This window comes from Micromonospora sp. NPDC049048 (assembly GCF_043197615.1).
Classification (GTDB): domain Bacteria; phylum Actinomycetota; class Actinomycetes; order Mycobacteriales; family Micromonosporaceae; genus Micromonospora.
The window spans coordinates 32,334-51,937 of record NZ_JBICTM010000005.1; the positions used below are offsets into that span (position 1 = coordinate 32,334).

17 protein-coding genes are annotated in these 19,604 nt (G+C 72.9%); 7 read left to right on the forward strand and 10 right to left on the reverse strand.

All coding sequences use genetic code 11. From position 1 onward, the window contains the following. Positions 1-30 precede the first annotated feature (30 nt). Both ACGFIG_RS17130 and ACGFIG_RS17135 read right to left on the reverse strand, forming a co-directional pair. Entirely contained in the window at positions 31-834 is an 804-nt protein-coding gene (locus ACGFIG_RS17130) for a DeoR/GlpR family DNA-binding transcription regulator (RefSeq protein ID WP_393003859.1), read from the reverse strand. A 28-nt stretch (positions 835-862) separates the two neighbouring features. Beyond that, positions 863-2,869: a beta-galactosidase gene (locus tag ACGFIG_RS17135; protein ID WP_393003861.1), complete on the reverse strand. Its 2,007-nt coding sequence runs from the start codon at positions 2,867-2,869 to the stop codon at positions 863-865. Positions 2,870-3,140: 271 nt separating this feature from the next. Between ACGFIG_RS17135 and ACGFIG_RS17140 the strand changes: the two genes are divergently transcribed. The 5 genes from ACGFIG_RS17140 (at position 3,141) to ACGFIG_RS17160 (ending at position 9,161) form a co-directional block, all read left to right on the forward strand. Beyond that, positions 3,141-4,466, forward strand: coding sequence for an ABC transporter substrate-binding protein (locus ACGFIG_RS17140; RefSeq protein WP_393003863.1), 1,326 nt, complete (start codon positions 3,141-3,143; stop codon positions 4,464-4,466). A 21-nt stretch (positions 4,467-4,487) separates the two neighbouring features. Then, entirely contained in the window at positions 4,488-5,447 is a 960-nt protein-coding gene (locus ACGFIG_RS17145) for a carbohydrate ABC transporter permease (RefSeq protein WP_393003865.1), read from the forward strand. Then, positions 5,444-6,355, forward strand: a complete 912-nt coding sequence (locus ACGFIG_RS17150) for a carbohydrate ABC transporter permease (protein ID WP_393003867.1) — start codon at positions 5,444-5,446, stop codon at positions 6,353-6,355. The genes ACGFIG_RS17145 and ACGFIG_RS17150 overlap by 4 nt, the downstream gene beginning before the upstream one ends. Then, entirely contained in the window at positions 6,352-8,499 is a 2,148-nt protein-coding gene (locus ACGFIG_RS17155) for an alpha-galactosidase (protein ID WP_393003869.1), read from the forward strand. Before ACGFIG_RS17150 ends, ACGFIG_RS17155 begins: the two co-directional genes overlap by 4 nt. A 65-nt stretch (positions 8,500-8,564) precedes the next feature. Further along, complete coding sequence (locus ACGFIG_RS17160) at positions 8,565-9,161, forward strand: hypothetical protein (RefSeq protein ID WP_393003871.1); 597 nt, start codon at positions 8,565-8,567, stop codon at positions 9,159-9,161. Between the two features lie 168 nt (positions 9,162-9,329). Here the strand turns inward: ACGFIG_RS17160 and ACGFIG_RS17165 are convergent, their stop codons facing one another. After that, positions 9,330-10,688, reverse strand: a complete 1,359-nt coding sequence (locus ACGFIG_RS17165; protein WP_393003873.1) for a cellulase family glycosylhydrolase — start codon at positions 10,686-10,688, stop codon at positions 9,330-9,332. 241 nt (positions 10,689-10,929) lie between these two features. Here ACGFIG_RS17165 and ACGFIG_RS17170 point away from each other — a divergent pair, with 241 nt between their 5' ends. Beyond that, positions 10,930-11,892, forward strand: a complete 963-nt coding sequence (locus ACGFIG_RS17170; protein WP_393003875.1) for a TIGR03557 family F420-dependent LLM class oxidoreductase — start codon at positions 10,930-10,932, stop codon at positions 11,890-11,892. Further along, the gene (locus ACGFIG_RS17175; protein WP_393003877.1) at positions 11,889-12,746 is read left to right on the forward strand and encodes an alpha/beta fold hydrolase; all 858 of its coding nucleotides are present in this window, start codon (positions 11,889-11,891) and stop codon (positions 12,744-12,746) included. The genes ACGFIG_RS17170 and ACGFIG_RS17175 overlap by 4 nt, the downstream gene beginning before the upstream one ends. A gap of 346 nt (positions 12,747-13,092) precedes the next feature. Here ACGFIG_RS17175 and ACGFIG_RS17180 read toward each other — a convergent pair whose 3' ends face one another. The 7 genes from ACGFIG_RS17180 to ACGFIG_RS17210 all read right to left on the reverse strand — a co-directional run bounded on the left by ACGFIG_RS17180 (position 13,093) and on the right by ACGFIG_RS17210 (position 19,592). Next, complete coding sequence (locus ACGFIG_RS17180; protein WP_393003879.1) at positions 13,093-13,866, reverse strand: hypothetical protein; 774 nt, start codon at positions 13,864-13,866, stop codon at positions 13,093-13,095. A 316-nt stretch (positions 13,867-14,182) separates the two neighbouring features. Beyond that, positions 14,183-15,049, reverse strand: a complete 867-nt coding sequence (locus tag ACGFIG_RS17185) for an endonuclease/exonuclease/phosphatase family protein (RefSeq protein WP_393003880.1) — start codon at positions 15,047-15,049, stop codon at positions 14,183-14,185. Positions 15,050-15,057: 8 nt separating this feature from the next. Next, positions 15,058-16,548: a phosphatase PAP2 family protein gene (locus ACGFIG_RS17190; RefSeq protein ID WP_393003882.1), complete on the reverse strand. Its 1,491-nt coding sequence runs from the start codon at positions 16,546-16,548 to the stop codon at positions 15,058-15,060. A gap of 79 nt (positions 16,549-16,627) precedes the next feature. Then, the gene (locus tag ACGFIG_RS17195; protein WP_393003884.1) at positions 16,628-17,629 is read right to left on the reverse strand and encodes a YihY/virulence factor BrkB family protein; all 1,002 of its coding nucleotides are present in this window, start codon (positions 17,627-17,629) and stop codon (positions 16,628-16,630) included. Beyond that, positions 17,622-18,626: a diacylglycerol/lipid kinase family protein gene (locus ACGFIG_RS17200; protein WP_393003886.1), complete on the reverse strand. Its 1,005-nt coding sequence runs from the start codon at positions 18,624-18,626 to the stop codon at positions 17,622-17,624. Before ACGFIG_RS17200 ends, ACGFIG_RS17195 begins: the two co-directional genes overlap by 8 nt. 151 nt (positions 18,627-18,777) lie before the next feature. Further along, a complete protein-coding gene (locus ACGFIG_RS17205; RefSeq protein ID WP_393003888.1) occupies positions 18,778-19,356 on the reverse strand; it encodes a Clp protease N-terminal domain-containing protein in 579 nt (192 codons plus the stop codon). After that, positions 19,356-19,592: an HTH domain-containing protein gene (locus ACGFIG_RS17210; protein ID WP_089001290.1), complete on the reverse strand. Its 237-nt coding sequence runs from the start codon at positions 19,590-19,592 to the stop codon at positions 19,356-19,358. Before ACGFIG_RS17210 ends, ACGFIG_RS17205 begins: the two co-directional genes overlap by 1 nt. Between the last annotated feature and the right edge of the window lie 12 nt (positions 19,593-19,604).

Genomic DNA, 19,604 nt, shown 5'->3' on the forward strand with positions numbered 1-19,604 from the left:
CCACGAGGGTGCCGGCCGGCACCGCCCGGATCAGCCGTCGCCGGGCCGGCTCGGTTCCGCGCCGGTCGGCACGACGATCAGCTCGCCGACCTGGTCGGCGAGCTGGCCGCGCGCCTGCGCGGGCAGCCCCGCGTCGGTGACGAGCACGTCGGCCGCGGAGAGCGGGGCGATCGTGGCCATTCCGATGGTCTCCCACTTGGTGTGGTCGGCCAGCACCACCAGCCGCCGCGCCGCGTCGATCAGGAACCGGTTCGTCCCGGCCTCCAGCAGGTTCGGGGTGGTGAACCCCGTGCGCGGGCTCATCCCGTGCACGCCGAGGAAGAGCACGTCGACGTTGAGGGAGCCGATCGCCGCCTCCGCCACCGGCCCGGTCAGGGCGTCCGACGGGGTACGGATGCCGCCGGTGAGCACGACCGTCCGGTCGGCGCGGGGGCGCTGGTGCAGGGCGTCGGCGACGGGGACCGAGTTGGTCACCACCGTCAGGCCGCGTACGTCGGCCAGCAGGGCGGCCAGCGCGGCGGTCGTGGTCCCGGCGGAGAGCGCGACGGCCATGCCGGGCTCCACCAGGGCGGCGGCCCGCTCGGCGATGGCCCGCTTCTCGGCCCGCTGCCGGACCGACTTCGCGTCGAAGCCGGGCTCGTCGGTGGAACCGGGGCCGGGCAGGGTCGCGCCGCCGTGGACCTTGTCGATGAGCCCGCGCTCGGCCAGCGCCTCCAGGTCCCGCCGGATCGTCATGTCGGAGACGCCGAATCGGCTCACGAGGTGGCTGACCCGCACGCCGCCGTGCTGGCGGATCAGTTCGAGGATCGCGGTCTGCCGCTGTCGGGCCAGCATCCGGATGTCCTCCCTCGGGCCGTCCGCGTCAGCGGGTCGCGTCGGCGGCCGGGTCCTCGCGGACCACGGCCACCTCGCCGGCCGGCACGACCAGGTGGCCGGTGCAACGTGCGCCGGTCAGCAGCTCCACGCCGGCGACGTCGAGCCGGGCGTCGGTGTCGGTGTGGTTGATGACGAAGAGCCAGCTGCGCTCTCCGGCCCGGCGCCGGACCACCTCCACCTCGGCGGGCACCCGCGCCGCCGGGCGTACCCCCGAGTCGGCCACCAGCCGGGCGACCAGCCGGTCGGTCGCGGCCGGGTCCAGCCGGGTGCCGACGTACCAGGCCGCGCCCGCGCCGACGGGGTGCCGGGTGAGCGCCGGCACGCCCGGCAGGGGCCCGTCGGCGTACGCGGCGAGCACCTGCGCGCCCTCGGGGTGCAGCCACTCCGTCCACACGTCGGCGGCGGAACCGTCGTCCAGGGTGACCCGCTCCCCCGCTCGCAGCGGAAAGAACTCCTCGACGCGTACGCCCAGCAGGTCCCGGAACGCGCCGGGGTAGCCGCCGAGGCGGACGTGGTCGTGCTCGTCGACGATGCCGCTGAAGTACGTGACCAGGGCCGTGCCGCCCGCCTCCACGTACGCGCCCAGCGCCGCGGCGTGCGCGTCGCGCACCAGGTAGAGGGTGGGCACCAGCACCAGCCGGTAAGGGGAGAGGTCGGCCGACGGGTGCACGACGTCGGCGGTGATGCCGGCCCGCCACAGCGAGTCGTGCAGCGCGCCGAGCCGGTCGGCGTACGCGACGTCCACGGTGGGGTGCGAGTCCAGCTCGGCGCCCCACCACGCCTCGTAGTCGAAGAGGATCGCCACCTCCGCCTCGACCCGGCTGCCGCGTACCTCGGCGAGGGCCCGCAGGTCCGCGCCGAGCCGGCACACCTCGCGGAACACCTTGGTCTCGACGCCGGCGTGCGGGACGAGCGCCGAGTGGAACTTCTCCGCCCCGGCGCGGGAGGCCCGCCACTGGAAGAAGAGCACGCCGTCCGCGCCGCGCGCCACGTGCGCCAGGCTGTTGCGGCGCAGCTGGCCGGGGAGCTTGGCGACGTTGCGCGGCTGCCAGTTGACGGCGCTGGTGGAGTGCTCCATCAGCAGCCATGGCGCGCCCCCGGCCACGCCCCGGGTGTGGTCGGCCGCGAGGGCGAGGCCGACGTGCGGGCGCGGGTCGGCGGCGGTGAGGTAGTGGTCGTTGGCGACGAGGTCCACGTCGGACGCCCAGGAGTGGTAGTCGAGGTGTTTGACGCCGGTGCCGATCATGAAGTTCGTGGTGACCGGCTGGCGCACGAGCCGGCGCAGCACCTCGCGTTCGGCGCGCAGCTGGGCGCGCTGCTCGTCGGAGGAGAAGCGCAGGAAGTCCAGTTGCTGGGTGGGATTGGCGAAGGTCGGTGCGGCGCGCGGCGGGTTGATCTCGGCCCAGTCGCCGTAGCGCTGGCTCCAGAAGGCGGTGCCCCAGGCGTCGTTGAGCCCGTCCAGGTCGCCGTGGCGCTCGCGTAGCCAGCGGCGGAACGCCTCGGCGCTGACGTCGCAGTAGCAGTGCACGTTGTGGCAACCAAGCTCGTTGGAGACGTGCCACATGACCACGGCGGGGTGGTCGCCGTACCGGGTGGCGAGGGCCTCGACCAGGGCCAGCGACCGTTCCCGGAACACCGGCGAGCTGGGGCAGTACGCCTGCCGTCCGCCCGGCCACAGGATCGTGCCGTCGGCCCGCCGGGGCAGCGTCTGCGGGTTCCGGTGCGCCAGCCACGGGGGCGGGCTGGCGGTGGCGGTGGCGAGGTCGACCGAGATCCCGCCGTCGTGCAGCACGTCGAGCACCCGGTCCAGCCAGCCGAACTCGTACTCGCCGGGGGCGGGCTCCAGCAGCGCCCAGGAGAAGATGCCCACCGACACCAGGTTGACCCCGGCCCGGCGCATCAGCTCGACGTCCTCGGCCCACGTCGCCTCGGGCCACTGCTCGGGGTTGTAGTCGGCGCCGAACCAGATCCGCTCACCCTGCCATCGCCGCATGCACACAGAGGGTGCCCGGCCGGGCCAGCCAAGTCAACACGTTCCAACATCGATCATCGTTACGACGCCAACGTCCGATGCGCTTGCCGCAGCTGGGGATGTCGGGCCTCGGCGGCCCTCTTGACAGCGCCCGGAGGACGAGTAGCTTGAGGCGCCACTGGCAAATCGTGTTCGCCAATGTGGATTCGCGATGGATCCGGGTGTGTGTTCACGGTTGCCGGGGCACCGCCACCGACGGCCCTCGGGCACCTCTTCATCCGCAGGAGGCACCATGTCCCGTCCCCGCACCCGAGCCGAATACCTCGCCCGCCTCGTACCCCCCTCCGTGGCCGGCCTCGACCGTCGCTCGCTGCTGGCCGGCGCCGCCGGCACCACCGCGCTGCTCGGCACGGGCCTGCTCGCCGGCTGCGGTTCCGACTCCGGAGGGTCCGACGCCAAGACGGTGTCGCTGGGCTCCAACCAGTCCGATCCGAAGCCCAAGGAGGTGGTCGCGAAGGTCGTGGAGGGGTTCCAGGCCTCGTCCGGCCTCCAGGTGGCCGTCAACACCGTCGACCACAACACGTTCCAGGAGAACATCAACAACTATCTCCAGGGCAGGCCGGACGACGTGTTCATGTGGTTCGCCGGCTACCGGATGCGGTTCTTCGCCGCCCGGGGCCTCGCCGGTGACCTCAGCGACGTCTGGGGCAGGCTATCCGGGTTCTCCGACGCGTTCCGCAAGGCGTCGACCGGGGACGACGGCAAGCAGTACTTCGTGCCGTCGTCGTACTACCCGTGGGCCGTCTTCTACCGCAGGTCCGTCTGGCAGCAGAACGGCTACCAGGTCCCGAAGACCCTCGACGACCTGACCGCGCTCGCCGGTCAGATGAAGAAGGACGGCCTCACCCCGATCGCCTTCGCCGACAAGGACGGCTGGCCGGCGATGGGCACCTTCGACATCCTCGACCTGCGGATCAACGGCTACCAGTTCCACATCGACCTGATGGCCGGCCGGGAGGCCTGGACCTCCGAGAAGGTGAAGAAGGTCTTCGACACCTGGCGCGGCCTGCTGCCGCTGCACCAGCCGGACAGCCTCGGCCGGACCTGGCAGGAGGCCGCCCAGTCGTTGCAGCAGAAGAAGAGCGGGATGTACCTGCTCGGCCTCTTCGTCGGCCAGCAGTTCGACGGAAAGGACCTGGAAGACCTCGACTTCTTCACCTTCCCCGAGATCGACCCGGCGATCGGGGCCAAGGCCCTGGACGCGCCCATCGACGGCTACATGCTGGCCCGCAGGCCGAAGCAGGAGGCCAACGCCAGGAAGCTGCTGGAGTACGTCGGCTCGAAGGCCGCCGCGGACATCACCGTCAAGAACGACCCGAGCACGCTGGTCGCCAACGGCGAGGCCGACACCAGCGGCTACAGCGCCCTGCAACGCAAGGCCGCCGAGCTGGTCGGCTCGGCCACGGAGATCGCCCAGTTCCTGGACCGCGACACCCGCCCCGACTTCGCCTCGACGGTGATCATCCCGGCGTTCCAGCAGTTCATCAAGGACCCGAAGGACATCGACGGGCTGACGTCCAGCATCGAGAACCAGAAGAAGTCGATCTTCACCGACTGACGGCGAGAGGGTGAGGGCACCGTGTCCGACCTGCCCCTGATCCAAGCGGATCGCGCCGCGCCGCCGCCGGCGGCGGCCACCACCCCCGCGGGTGGCCGCCGCCGGCGCGTACGGCTGCTGTCCCGTACCGACCGCGTGGTCGTCGCGCTCATGGTGGCCGTACCGCTGCTGCTCGTCGTCGGCCTGGTCTGGCTGCCGGCGGGCGCCACCGTACTGCTCTCCGGCACCGACTGGGACGGCATCGGCCCGGTCTCCGACATCGAGTGGGTCGGCGGGCGCAACTACGCCGACGTGGTGCGGAACTATCCGCCGTTCGTGCCGGCCGTGCAGAACAACCTGCTCTGGCTGGCGGCGCTGTTCGTGGTGGCCACCCCGTTCGGCATGTTCCTGGCCGTCCTGCTGGACAAGGAGCTGCGCGGCACCCGGTTCTACCAGACGGCGCTCTACCTGCCGGTGGTGCTCTCGCTGGCGCTGATCGGCTTCGTCTGGCAGCTGCTCTACTCCCGCGACCAGGGCCTGCTCAACGCCCTGTTCGGCACCGACGTCGACTGGTACGGCGACCCCGGCGTCAACATCTGGGCCGTGCTGGTGGCCGCCGGCTGGCGGCACGTCGGCTACATCATGCTGCTCTACCTGGCCGGGCTGAAGGGCGTCGACCCGTCGCTGCGGGAGGCCGCCGCCGTGGACGGCGCGTCGGAGGGCCGGACGTTCTTCGCGGTGATCTTCCCGGTGCTGCGGCCCATCAACATCATCGTGCTGGTGGTGACGGTGATCGAGTCGCTGCGCGCGTTCGACCTGGTCTGGGTCATCAACAAGGGCCGCAACGGCCTGGAGCTGCTCTCGGCGCTGGTCACCCAGAACGTGGTGGGCGAGGCGAGCCGGATCGGCTTCGGCTCGGCGCTGGCGACGATCATGCTGGTCGTCTCGCTCCTCTTCATCACCGTCTACCTGGCGACCGTGCTGCGGGAGGGCCGCCGATGAGCACCGCGACCGTGCCCCGGGAAGTCGAGACCACTCCCGCGCCCCGGCGCCGCCCACCGCCGCGCCCCGCCCGGGTGGTGCTGCACGTCTTCCTCGCCGCGGTGGCGGTCGGTTGGCTCTTCCCGATCCTCTGGGCCGTGCTGACCTCGCTGCGCTCCTACGAGTACACGGCCGTCCACGGCTACGTCTCGCTCGGCGGGTGGACCCTCGACAACTACGTCACCGCCTGGCGGACCGCCGAGTTCGGCAAGCACTTCCTCAACTCCGTCTACATCACCGTGCCGGCGGTGCTGCTGACCCTCTTCCTCGCCTCGTGCGTGGCGTTCGTCATCGCCCGGTTCCGCTGGAAGACCAACATCGTCCTGCTCGGCCTGTTCACCGCCGCGAACCTGCTGCCCCAGCAGGCCCTGCTCATCCCGCTGTTCCGGCTCTTCACCCAGGTGCCGCTGCCGGCGTTCATGAGCGACTCGGAGGTGCTCTACGACAGCTACTGGGGGCTGATCCTGGTCAACGTCGCCTTCCAGTGCGGCTTCTGCGTCTTCGTGCTCAGCAACTACATGAAGGCCCTGCCGCACGACCTCTACGAGGCGGCGATGATCGACGGGGCGAGCGTCTGGCGCCAGTACTGGCAGGTGACCGTGCCGCTGTGCCGGCCGGCCCTCGCCGCGCTGGCCACCTTGGAGGTGACCTGGATCTACAACGAGTTCTTCTGGGCCACCGTGCTCATGCGTACCGGCGACAAGTTCCCGGTCACCAGCTCGCTGAACAACCTGCGCGGCGAGTTCTTCACCGACAACAACCTCGTCTCGGCCGGCTCGGTGCTGGTCGCCATCCCGACCCTGGTGGTGTTCTTCCTGCTCCAGAGGCAGTTCGTCCGGGGCCTGACCCTGGGAGCGTCAAAAGGATGAGCATCGTCCACCTGCGCCGTGCCCGGACCAGCCTGGTGCTCGACGCGCGCGGCCCGGGGCTGCCCCGCGTCGCGCACTGGGGCGCCGACCTCGGCCCGGTCCCGGCCGGCGACCTGCCCGCCCTGGTCGACGCCACCGTCGCGCCGGTCGTACCGAGCAGCTTCGACGCGCCCACGGTGCTGTCCCTGCTGCCGGAGGCGTCGGCCGGCTGGGGCGGCCGGCCCGCGCTGGCCGGGCACCGCGAACGCCGGGACTGGTCCACCGCCTTCCGCCTCGACTCCCTCGACGTCGGCGACGACGAGCAGGCCGCGCCGGCCCGGGTCACCGTCCGGGCCTCGGACGCCGCCGCCGGGCTGTCGCTGACCGTCGAGCTCACCCTCGACCCGACCGGGCTGGTGCTGCTGCGGCACCGGCTGCGCAACGACGGCGACCGTCCGTACGAGCTGCGGGAGCTGACGCCCGTCCTGCCGGTGCCGACGGTCGCCACCGAGCTGCTCGACCTGACGGGCCGGTGGTGCCGGGAGCGGTCCCCGCAGCGGCACCCGTGGCCGATGGGCACCTGGGTACGCGAGGGACGGCACGGCCGCACCGGGCACGACGCGACCCTGCTGCTGGTCGCCGGCACGGCCGGGTTCGGCTTCGGCCACGGCGAGGTGTGGGCGGTGCACACCGCCTGGAGCGGCGACCACGTGACCTTCGCCGAGCGGCGGCCGACGGGCGAGTCCATTCTCGGCGGCGGTGAGCTGCTCGCCCCCGGCGAGGTGGTGCTCGACCCGGGCGCGGAGTACGCCACCCCCCTGCTGTACGCGGTCTTCTCCGCCGCCGGGCTGGACGGGCTCAGCGACGTCCTGCACACCCACCTGCGCGCCCGCCCGCGGCACCCGACCACGCCCCGCCCGGTCACCCTCAACGTCTGGGAGGCCGTCTACTTCGACCACGACCTGGACCGGCTGCGGGCGCTGGCCGACCACGCCGCCGAGGTCGGGGTGGAGCGGTTCGTGCTCGACGACGGGTGGTTCCGGGGCCGCCGCCACGACCTCGCCGGCCTCGGCGACTGGTACGTCGACGACACCGTCTGGCCCGACGGCCTGCACCCGCTCGTCGACCACGTACGCGGGCACGGGATGCAGTTCGGGCTCTGGGTCGAGCCGGAGATGGTCAACCCCGACTCCGAGCTGTTCCGCGCCCACCCGGAGTGGGTGCTGTCGGTGCCCGGCCGGCTGCCCCCGTCATGGCGGCACCAGCAGGTGCTCGACCTGGCCCACCCACCGGTCTACGACCACCTGCTGCACCGGCTGGACGACCTGCTCACCGCCTACCCCGGCATCGGCTACCTCAAGTGGGACCACAACCGGGACCTGACCGAGGCCGGCCACCACGGCCGCCCGGGGGTGCACGGGCAGACCCTCGCGGTGTACCGGCTCCTCGACGAGCTGCGCCGCCGCCACCCCGGGGTGGAGATCGAGAGCTGCGCGTCCGGGGGTGCCCGGGTGGACCTGGAGATCCTGCGGCGCACCGACCGGGTCTGGGCCAGCGACTGCAACGACGCCCTGGAGCGGCTGGCCATCCAACGCTGGACGGGGCTGCTCCTGCCGCCCGAGCTGGTCGGCACCCACATCGGCCCGGAACGCTCGCACACCACCCACCGCGTGCACGACCTGGGCTTCCGGGCGGCGACCGCGCTCTTCGGTCACCACGGCATCGAGTGGGACATCGGCGCGATCGGTTTCATCCAGCGCCGCGAGCTGGCCGCCTGGGTCGCGCTGCACAAGCGGCTGCGCCCGCTGCTGCACGCCGGCCGGGTGGTCCGGGTTGACCATCCCGACCCGGCCGTCTGGGCGCACGGCGTCGTCGCCCACGACCGGTCCCACGCGGTGTACGCCGTGACCCGGCTGACCACCTCGACGGCCCAGGCGCCCGGGCCGGTCCGGCTTCCCGGCCTGGACCCCCACCGGCGGTACGCGGTGCGCCCCGTCACCGGAGTGCCGGAGCCCGCCACCCTCCAACTCACCGAGCCAGGCTGGCTGGCCGACGGCGACGGCGTGACGCTCGGCGGCGCGGTGCTGGCGACCGTCGGGCTCCAACTGCCGGCGCTGCACCCCGAGCAGACCGTGCTGCTGGAGGTCACCGCCGTCGACGGGTGACGGCCGGCGCCGGGGCGGCTGTCGGGCAACGGCACCGGTGGCTGGGTGCGGCTACTCTCGCCGGCATGCCGCGCTTCCGCCTCGGACCGCGTTATGTGGTCCTCCTCGCGCTTGCCGTTACAGCAGCCTTTTGCTGGAACATGGCAGTGGACGCCGACGAGCCGGACCTGCCGGCAGAGCTGTTCGTGGTGACGGGCACGGTCGACTCGGTCGGGACCGCCCAGGAGAGGTCGGGATCAGGCAATAGCAGGACCTTCGTCGTGCGTAATCTGGTGACGCTCCGCGAGCACCCCGGGGTCGAGTTCAGGGTGCGGAGTCTGCCGGGCAGGGAGCTGCTGCCCGGCACGCCGGTCCGATTCGAGTTGCGCGAAGACCCCGAGTCGAAGCTGGAGAACGCAGGCTCCTACCACGTGCACCACCGGATCACCGCCGACGGCTTCGTCGCCGACGGCACTGTGGTCTACACGGCGACCGAGGCCCAGGCACGCCGCGACGCGGCAGTCATGCGGTTCCGCAGCGTCTCTCTGTTGCTGTGGGCTGTGGTGGTCTTCTGGATCGCGCTACTGGCCTGGCGGCACCGGGTGTTTCTGCAGTCTTTGCTGCAGCCCGACGGCGCGTCAGCCATGGCCGACAGGTTTCGGAGGTGGGTGTACAGGGAGTAAGGCGACCTCACCGTCATGCGCGCCGACTCCCGCGGCGGCACAGCCGGTGGTATCCGTCGTTCGACCGGCAGGTGGCAGTCGGTGCGGCACTGCGGACACGTCCTCATGAGGTTGTCCTCCCACCGGTGGCCGGGGACGTGCGGACCGGCCACCGGTGGGCGGGGATGCTCAGCTCGCGGTGCAGGTCACTGCGGGCGTGGCGTTGGTGCCGTTCCAGCTGGCGATGAAGCCGAAGCTGGTACTCGCCCCGGCGCCCAGCCGGCCGTTCCAGTCGGCGTTGCGGGCCGTGACGGTCGACCCGCTGCTGCTCAGGACGGTGCTCCAGGACTGGCTGACGGTCTGGCCGTTGGCGAACGTCCACCTCGTCGTCCAGCCGGTGATCGCCGCCGAGCCGGCGGTCACCTTCACCTCGCCCTGGAAGCCGCCCTGCCACTGGTTGGTCACCGTGTACGTCGCGGTGCAGCCGCCCGGCGGCGGGGTCGTCGGCGGCGGGGTGGTGGGCGGAGGCGTGGTGGGGGGCGGGCTCGTCGGCGGCGGGGTGCTGGCGTAGACCGTCGCCTCCCGGGCGGTGGCCTTGATCCCGTTCGCGCCGTTGAAGATGCGCTGGCCCCAGGTGGTCAGTGCGGCGGGGTTGAAGTTGGTGACCATGTCGAGGTACTCGACGCCACCGCCGTTGCCGCTCCACGACCAGCCCAGGTAGCCGATCCCGTTGGCCTGGGTGTAGGAAAGGATGGCGTCCTCGTCCGGGTTGCCGTCGGAGTGGTCGAAGCCGAACTCACCCACGACGATCGGCAGCTTGGCCGTACGGAACCGACCGAGGTAGTCGCTGATCTCGGCGGCGGTGTCGAAGACGCCGTACATGTGGATGGAGAAGACGGTGTTCTTCTGCGGGTCCGCCGCGAAGACCGACGCGGCGTTGTCGCGCATGGTGAACGTCCAGTCCTGGCCCCAGTTGGGGGCGTCGACCATGATCGTGTGCGTCAGGCCGCCCGCCCGCAGCCGCTTGATCGCGTTGGCGGTGTCGGTCGCCCAGGTGCCGTAGCCCTGGTTGCCGTACGGCTCGTTGCCGATGTTGACGATGACGTACTTCTCCTGGCCGGCGAGGGCGCTGGAGATGCTCAGCCAGTAGTCGACCGCCTGGTCCAGGGTGGCCGCCCCGCTCTGCTCGCCGTAGCCGGTGGTGTCGTGCACCTCCAGCACGCAGATCAGCCGGTTGGCCTTGCACAGCGAGATGACGTTGGCGACGTCGGCGGTGTCGTTCTTCGTCCACCGCTGGCCGCTGGCCAGGACCACCCGCACCGTGTTCGCCCCGAGCGCCTTGATGTTGGCGAAGGAGCTGGTCTGCTGCTGGTACCAGGTGTGCGCGTGGTTCACGCCGCGCATGATGAACTCGCTGCCGTTGGCGTCGTAGAGCTTGCCGTCGGCGACGGTGAAGCCGGTGGCGGCCCGCGCGGGCTGACCGAACGCCAGCACGGCGACCAGCAACGCGAGCAGGGCCGCACCGGCGGCGGAGAGTCTCTTCTTCATGGCCTTCCTCAAAAGGGAGGACCCCCGCTGCCCAGGTGGGGGTGGGGCGTACAGGGGATGGCGGCTGTAGCCCGACAGCCGCCGCCCGGCTCCCGGCGGCGCAGGAATCAGCGTAGGCGGGTCGGGGCGGTCACGCAATGAACCGGTTAAGCGGCGGCAGACTCGGCACCGGACGCGGGGGTTGACCCGGGCTGGTGGGGGTATCCGGGGATGATCCGCCCCGGGTCGGAAGGAGACAGCCATGGTCAACGTCGGCTACACCCTGCTGTGCGAGCAGGCCGGTCCCAAGCAACTGGTCGACTACGCGGTACGGGCGGAGGCGGCCGGCTTCGACCAGCTCGTCATCTCCGACCACTACTACCCCTGGCTGGACTCCCAGGGCCACTCCCCGTACGCCTGGTCGGTGCTCGGCGCGGTCGCGCACGCCACCAGCCGGGCGCAGCTGATGTCCTTCGTCACCTGCCCGATCCGCCGCTACCACCCGGCGGTCGTGGCGCAGAAGGCCAGCACGGTCGGGGTGCTCTCCGACGGCCGGTTCACCCTCGGCCTCGGCGCGGGCGAGAACCTCAACGAGCACGTGGTGGGCGGCTGGCCGCACGTGCAGCAGCGCCACGAGATGTTCGAGGAGGCGCTCCAGGTCATCCGGCCGCTGCTCAACGGCGAGACGCTGACCTTCTCGGGCAACCACTACGACGTGCCCGACGCCTACGTGTGGGACCGCCCGGAGCGGCCGGTGCCGATGGCCGTCGCCGCCTCCGGCCGCCAGTCGGTGACCCTCGCCGCCGAGTACGGCAACGGCCTCGTCGCCACGGAACCGGACCCGCACATCATCGAGATGTACGACGACGCCGGCGGCGCCGGGCAGCCCCGTTACGGCCAGGTGGCCATCTGCTACGGCCCCGACGAGGCCGAGTGCCGCAAGATCGTGCACGACCAGTTCCGCTGGTTCGGGATGGGCTGGAAGGTCAACACGGACCTGCCCGGGCCGAATTCGTTCGCCGCCGCCACCCAGTTCGTCCGCGAGGAGGACGTGGCCGAGGGGATCGCCTGCGGACCGGACGTGGACCGGCACGTCGAGGCGTTCAAGAAGTTCGTCGACGCGGGCTTCACCCACGTGGCGATCGTGCAGGTGGGCGGCGAGACGCAGCCGATGTTCCTGGACTGGGCGCAGGAGCAGCTCCTGCCGAGGCTGCGCGAGCTGTGAGGGCGTCGCCGCTCCGGCCGCCCCGGACGACCCCGCCGGGCCGGTTCGGTCCGGCGGAGCTGCGCGTCGCGCTGGCCGCCCCGAAGCCGGCCGCCGGACTGAGCAGCGAGTGGCGGCTGGTCGACGGACTCCGTACGCACACCCGCCGCGCGGGCGACCCCGGCGCCGCAGCCACCCCGGTCGTGCTGGTGCACGGGCTGGCCGTGTCCCACCGCTACCTGACCCCGCTCGCCCTGGCGCTGGCCGACACCCGTCCGGTGTACGTGCCCGACCTGCCCGGCTTCGGGCTGACCGAGCACCCCGGCAGCGCCTACGACGTACGCCAGCACGCCGCGCACCTGGCCGCCTGGCTGGCCGCGTACCGGCTGCCGCCCGTCTGCCTGCTCGGGCACTCGTTCGGCGCGGAGGTCGTCGCGGCGCTGGCCGCCCGGCACCCCGATGCGGTCCGGGCCGTGGTGCTCGCCGGCCCGACCAGCGACCCGGCCGGCCGGTCCCGCCGGAGGCAGTTCGGACGCTGGCTCGTGGACACCCTGCGGGAGGCGCCGTTGCAGGCGCCCATCCTGCTGCGGGACGTCCTCGACGCCCGCCCCTGGCGGGTCCACGCGACGCTGTCGCACTCGGTGCGCAACGACATCGAGGCGGACCTGGTCCGCATCGCCGCGCCCACCCTGGTGGTCGCCGGCTCCCGGGACCCGCTCGTGCCGCCCTCCTGGCGTACGCAGGTGGGCCGACTGCTGCCGCACGCCCGTACGGTCACCGTGCCGGGTGCCGCGCACAACGTCGCCACCACCGCCCCGGCGCAGCTCGCCGACGCGATCCGCGCCCTCCTCGCCCCCTCGCTGACGAACAGGTGATCGCATGCGTATCGGCAACACGGAGATCCGGCCGGCCGGCGGCGGTCTCGGCTGCCTACTGATGATCCTCTTCTCGATCGTCGCCTCGGTCGTCCTGACCGTGGTGCTAAACCTGCTCCTGTAACCCTGCTCGGGCTCGGGCGTCGGCTTCGGCTTCGGCTTCGGCTTCGGCTTCGGCTTCGGCTTCGGCTTCGGCTTCGGCTTCGGCTTCGGCTTCGGCTTCGGCTTCGGCTTCGGCTTCGAGATCTTGGTACGGAAGTGCCCCTGGAGGGGCCGTTTCTTGCCAAGATCTCGCTCGGGTACCGCTCGTCGGGTGGCCCTCCGCCGTCGTCGCGGCGTCCGCGGGTCAGCTCCGCAGGCCGAGGGCGGTCAGCGCCTCATGGGTCGCCTGGCGAACCGGGTCCACGACGGCGCGGCGCACCCAGCGGACGGCCGGCGACACGGTCGCCCGCCACGCGGCGGCCACCGCCCGACCCACCGGGCGGACGGCGTGCCGCCACAGCCAGGCCGCCCCGAGCACGAACGGCCGCAGCGTGAGCGCGTAACACCACCAGAGCAGCCGGCCGGCTGCCCACCACGCCCAGCCGAGCGCGCCGAGCAGCACCCGCCCCACCGCCGCCAGCCACCGCCCGACCGCCACGAGCCCCGCCACCAGCAGGCGTCCGAGCGGCGCGAGGAGCCGGGCCAGCCAGCGCAGCGGCACCCAGATCAGGTGGTACGCCAACCAGGCCAGCGGTATCCACACCACCGTCCGGGCCAGCCAGGCCAGCCCCCGTACGAGCCACACCAACGGCACCCAGACCAGCGTGCGCAGCAGCCAGGACAGGCCAAGGCCGAACCAGCGCAGCAGCCAGGCCACGCTACGGCCGAGCCAGCTCAGCGGCACCCACACCAGGATCCGCAGTAGCCAGCCCAACGGGCGCAGCAGCCAGCGGTCCAGGAACCGGCCGAGCGGCGCGAGCAGCCAGCGGTGCAGCCACCGGCCGACGGCGGCGACCACCTCCCACGCCAGCCGGAAGGGCAGCACCACTACCAGCGCGATTCCCCGGACGACGGCGACCAGCAGCGGGGTGGGTGGGGACCCGGCGTTCCCCGAGTCCGCGCTCGGCGAGTCGATCACCGGCTCACGGTAGTCAGCACCGGCAACGCGCCGCCCTCCCGCCCCCCTGGGAAGGACCGGGGTCGCCCGGGCAGGGCGGGCGGTCAGCCGGGCAGAGCGGGCGGTCAGCCGGGCAGAGCGGGCGGTCAGCCGGGCAGAGCGGGCGGTCAGCCGGGCAGAGCGGGCGGTCAAGCCGGGCAGAGCGGGCGGTGAGGGCGGGCGGTCAGGGCGGGCAAGCAGGGCAGGCGCGGGCAGAGCGGGCGGGCACGCGCGGGCAAGGCGGTCAGGGCGGGCATAAGCGCGGGCAGGGGCGGGCGGGCAGGCGGGGGCAGGGCGGTCAGGCGGGGTCGAGATCCAGGTCCGCGACGACCGGGTAGTGGTCGGAGGCGTACTCGGTGTCGCCGCCGCGCAGCACCCGGCAGTCCCGCACCCGCTCGGCGAGCGCCGCCGTGCCGAACAGGTAGTCCAGCCGCATCCCCGAGAACTCGGCCCCGCCGCCGTGCCGGGTCGGCGCGGTCAGCCCGGCGTCCGCCGTGCCGTCGTCCGGCGGGCTGATCGCCGCGTACAGGTCGACCAGGCCGGCGGCGAGCAGCCGGGCCACCGCCCGGGTCTCCACCGTCCGCCCGTCGCGGCGCAGGTGACGTCGGCGGTACGCGGCCGGCAGCCGGGCGATGCGGTCGGTGTGCTCGGCCACCGGGTCGAGGGTGTTCAGGTCCCCGGCCAGCATTCCCAGCTCCCCCGGCGCGCGGCGCAGCGCGGCGGCGGCCCAGCCCGCCTCGACGCGGCGGCGCAGCCCCGAGTACGGGTCGAGGTGCACGCTCAGCACCGTGAGCGCTCCGGCGGTGGTCGCCACGGTGACGCGCTGCGCGGCGTGGTGGAACGGCCGGCGCACCCGGGTCGCGGCGAGCGCCCGCAGCGGCGGTCGCAGCAGCACCGCCACCGGCTGTCCGAAGCAGGACCGGGCCAGGTGGGGGCGCATCCCCACCCGGCCCGCGAAGTCGGCGAGCGCCCCGCCGGCAGCTGCGCGGCGACCACCACCGGGGGCGGGCGCAGCGGCCGGCCGGTCGTCGAAGCCCCGCAACTCCTGCAACGCCAGCACGTCCGGCCGCTCGGCGGCGACGACCCGGACCAGCAGGTCCCGGCGGTCGGCGCCGCCGCGGTCGCGCCCGCCCGTGCGGATGTTCCAGGTCATCGCCCGCAGCATGGGCGGCGTCAGTCCGCCCGGCCGGCCTTGGCCAGCTCGTCGTCGAGGGTGTGCACGTCCTCGGATTCGATGCTCGGCTGGTTGCCCTCGCGCACGTCCTCGTTGGGGCGGATCACCCAGTAGAGCAGCCCGATCCAGAGGGTCGTGAGGATGATCGCGCCCATGAAGTCGGTGGGGTGGTGCATCCCTCGGTACATCCGGCTGATCGCCACGCCGACCGGCATCACGACCGCCAGCGCCACGAAGATCCACCGCCACCACCGGTCGGTACGCGGAAAGACGATCACCGCGATCGCCACCCAGACGCAGAGCGTGGCCGCGATGTGGCCGGACGGGAAGGAGGAGGTCGGCATCGGTCCGTCGAGGTTGCCCACCGGCGGGCGCGGCCGGTCGACGGCGGCGGCGGAGGCGAGGAAGAGGCTCAGCTCGCCGAACATGGTCAGCGCCACGAACAGCACCGGCCGCCAGCGCCGCCACACGGCGAGCACGATCGGGCAGAAGACCAGCGAGATGAGCAGGATGGCGTGGGTGTCGCCGACCTTGCTCCACCAGTAGCTGACGTCGTCCCGGCCGGGGGTGCGGTGCTCGGCGAACCACCTCGGCACGTCGGTGTCCAGGGTGGCGAAGAAGGTGCCCCCGGCGTGGTAGCTGACGAACATGCCGAAGCCGTAGAGCGCGCCGAGGACCAGCACCCAGCCGACGATCAGCTCGAACACGGCGGCCCGGGGGTGCGGCAGCAGGTGCGCCTCGTCGGGAGCGGGCGCCACGTCGTGCGCGGCCTCCGGCTCCAGCCCGTCGGTCAACGCCGGGACCGGCCGGCCGCGCTCGAGCCGCCAGAGCCGGAAGGCGTACGCGGTGACGCCGAGCCAGGCGGCGCCGAGCAGCCAGGCGCCGAGGACGTCCGAGACGAAGTGCACGCCCAACGCGATCCGGGTCAGGCCGATGAGGAACACGATGACGGCGACCAGGGCGATCGCCGGCTTGCGCCAGCGGCGCGACATGGCCGGCAGGAAGACGAGCAGCAGCGCCCCGTAGGCGACCATCGAGCCGAGTGCGTGCCCGCTGGGGAAGCTGTCCCCGGCGTACGTGCCGATGGGCACCTCCACCTCGGGGCGCAGCCGGTCCACCAGTGTCTTGAGCGCCGGGTCGAGGACGAGGGCGCCGACGCCGGTGACGATCAGGAACACCGCGAGCCGGCCCTGCTTGCGGATCAGCAGGCCGACCACGGCGACCGAGACCAGCCAGACGATCACCGCCCGCCCGCCGAGGTCGGTGAGCGCGTTGAGCACGGTCACCAGCGGCCCGTGCGGGGCGACCAGGTCGTTGAGCCAGGCGGCCACGCCGTGGTCGACGTCGTAGAGCGGGGTCCACCGGGTCCGGACCAGCACGAGGAGCACCCCGAACCCGACCCCGGCGCCGAGCACGATCGCCAGGCCGGCGAGCGTACGCTCGGTGAAGTGACCCAAGGGTCGTCGCAACGCCTCTTTGACCGCGCCCACGGCAGCCTCCCTCTCGCTTCTGGCGTGCCGCTTTACCCGATCGGCGTCGCGCGTACACCGGGAGGTGTCCGAATCAGAGCTAGAGCGCGGTCATCTCGCCGGTGTCGTGGGTCTCCACGCGCTCGGTCTCGGGCTCCCAGAGGTCCGGCTGGGCGGGCTCCCGCACGCCGATGCGCAGCGCCTCCAACTGGGCGGCGAAGGAGAGCCCCCCGAAGAGCGCCATGCCGGTCAGGTTGGCCCAGAGCAGCAGCGCCATCATCCCGGTCAGCGCCCCGTACGTCTGGCCGAAGCCGCCGCTGAACCGCACGTACGCGGCGAGCAGCAGGCTGGCCACCCACCACAGCACGGTGGCGATGCCGGCGCCCAGGAAGAGCCACGACAGGCCGGGCTGCTTACGGCGGGGCGCGTGCCGGAAGATCACCGCGACGGCGAGGACGGTCAGGCCCAGGCTGAGCGGCCAGCGCACCACGTCCCAGAGGCCGTTGGCGAGTTCGCCCCAGGCGTAGTGCCGCTGCACGGAGTCGCCCATCGGGCCGCCGCCGACGAGGATCAGGAACCCGGTGAGCGCCGGTACGCCGGCGATCAGGGCGAGGACGGTGGCGCGGACGTACTTCCACAGCGCGGGCCGGTCCCGCTCCACGCCGTAGATCCGGTTGGCGCCGCGCTCGATCTGCGCCATGGTGCTGGTCAGCGCGACCAGCCCGGTGACCAGGCCGAGGCTGAGCGCCAGCTCGCCGGCCCGTTCGGTGCGGTCCCCCTCCCCCAGCAGTTCGGCCACCATCGGCTCGCTCGCCCCGGGGGTGAGCGCGAGCACCGTGTCGGCGACCACCCGGCCGCCCTCCGCCACGCCGAGTTCGCTGATCAGGCCGGTCAGCGCGATCAGGAACGGCACCACGGCGAGACAGAGTTGCAGCGCGAAGGCCCGGGAGTGGCTGAACCCGTCGCCGTAGCGGAACCGGATGAACGCGTCCCGCAGCAGGTGCCAGCCGCCCTGCCTGCGCAGTGTGTGCCAGGCGTCGTCGGCGTTGAGTTCCTCGTCGGACATCAGCCGGGTCTCCGGCACCATGCGGGTGCTACTCACGGCGGGCTTCCTCGACGAGCCGCTCACCGCGTTCGCCGGCTGCCTCGGCGTCCTCGGCCAGGTCGGGATCCTGCGCCGGCTGCGGCACGCAGAGCCACAGCGCCCGCCGCCGGATCTCGGCCCTGAGGGTGCGCCCCGGCTCGATGAGATCACCGTCGAGTTCCCGGGGCTGGGGCCGGTTGCTGGTGATCTCCACCCGCCTGGCCCGGAAGACCTCCATCCGGGGGACGCGGTCCTGCCGGCGTACGACCGCCCAGCCGAGCGCCAGCCAGTGCCGCAGCGTACGCGGGGTGAGCACCGCGACGTCGAGGTAGCCGTCGTCCGGTTCCGCGTCGGTGAGCAGGCGTACGCCGCCCTGGAGGCGGCCCACGTTGGCGACGAGGACCGAGCGGGCCCGGCGCCGGATCGGCTGCTGGTCGTCGATGCGGATGGAGACCCTCATCGGCCGGTCGCGCAGGTGCCGGGCGGCCCCCACGACGTACGCCGGCCAGCCGATCCGCTTCTTGGTGGTCTCCGAGGTGTCGGCGAGCATCTGGGCGTCGAAGCCCATGCCGGCCATCACCGTGAAGTAGTGGTCCTCGACCGCGCCGACGTCGAGCAGCCGGCGGCCACGCTCGACGGCGACCTCCAGCCCGGCGGCCAGGTCACCCGAGAGCCCCAGGTTGGCCGCGAGCAGGTTGCCGGTGCCCTGGGGCAGCACGGCGAGCGCCACGTCGGTGCCGACCAGGCCGCTGACGCAGGCCATCACGGTGCCGTCGCCGCCGCAGGCGAAGACGACGTCGACGCCGGCCTCGACCGCCTCCCGCGTCTGGCCCCGGCCCGGGTCCTCGACCGTGGTCTCGAACCACAGCGGCTCGGGCCAGCCGGCCGCGGCGAGGGCGTCGGTGACCGTACGACGCAGTTCGTCGAGGTCGGCCACCTTCGCCGGGTTGACCACCACCGCGGAGCGCAGACCGCCGTGGTGCGCCGCGCGCTCCCTGTCCTGTCGAGCATCCACGGCGCCAGTGTGCAGCAGATCCGGTACGGCAGCGACCCGGCGACGTGGTGACGTTACGCGCAACGAAAACGCGTTTATCCTCGCTCTCCCCCGTTTCCCGCCCGTCGTCGGCAACCTCGTGATCGGCGGGCGGGGTGGGGTCGGGGGACCGTCAGGCGGGGGTGTGCAGGGCGGACTCCACCCGGCGGCGCAGGTCGTCGAGGTCGGCCCCGGCCTCGGTGAGCACCAACGCACCCAGCCCGTGCCCCTCGCGGAGCACGCCGAGCAGGATGTGCTCGGTGCCGATGTGCCGGTGGCGCAGTCGCAGCGCCTCCCGCAGCGCCAACTCCAGCACCTTCCTGGCACGCGGGGAGAAGGGGCCGCCCGCGTACCGCCGGCGACCCCAGCGGCGGCGCGGGGCCGGCGCGGCCTCGCGCAGCGCGTCGGGGCCGAAGGACTCCTCGATCCGGGCCACGATGGCGGCCAGGTCGATGCCGATCTCACGCAGGGCGGCGGCGTCGGCGTCGGCGAGGCCGGTGGCGCTCCGCTCGGTGTGCCGGCGGACGCGGGCCCGCAGGTCGTCGGCGCGCAGGCCGGCCTCGGCGAGCACCCGCGCGGCGAGGCTGTCGCCGTCGGAGAGCAGGGCCAGCAGCAGGTGCTCGGTGCCGACGGGCCGCTGGCCTTCGGTCCGGGCCTCGTCCCGGGCGTCCCGCACGACGGTGCGGGCCCGGTCGGTGAACCGTTCGAACATCACGCCTCCCAGGAGGATCCGACCGCCGGACGACCGGCGTGCTTCTTGTGGACCGCCTGCCGGCTGACCTCGAGTTCGTCGGCGATCTCCTGCCAGGACCAGCCCTGTCGACGGGCGTTGTCCACCTGGACCACCTCGAGCCGCTCGAGCAACCGGCGCAGCGCGCGGACGGCACGCAGCCCGACCCGGGGGTCGGTGCTGCCGGCTGCCGCCGCGAGTTCCGTCGCCTGACTCATGTCGTCAACTTA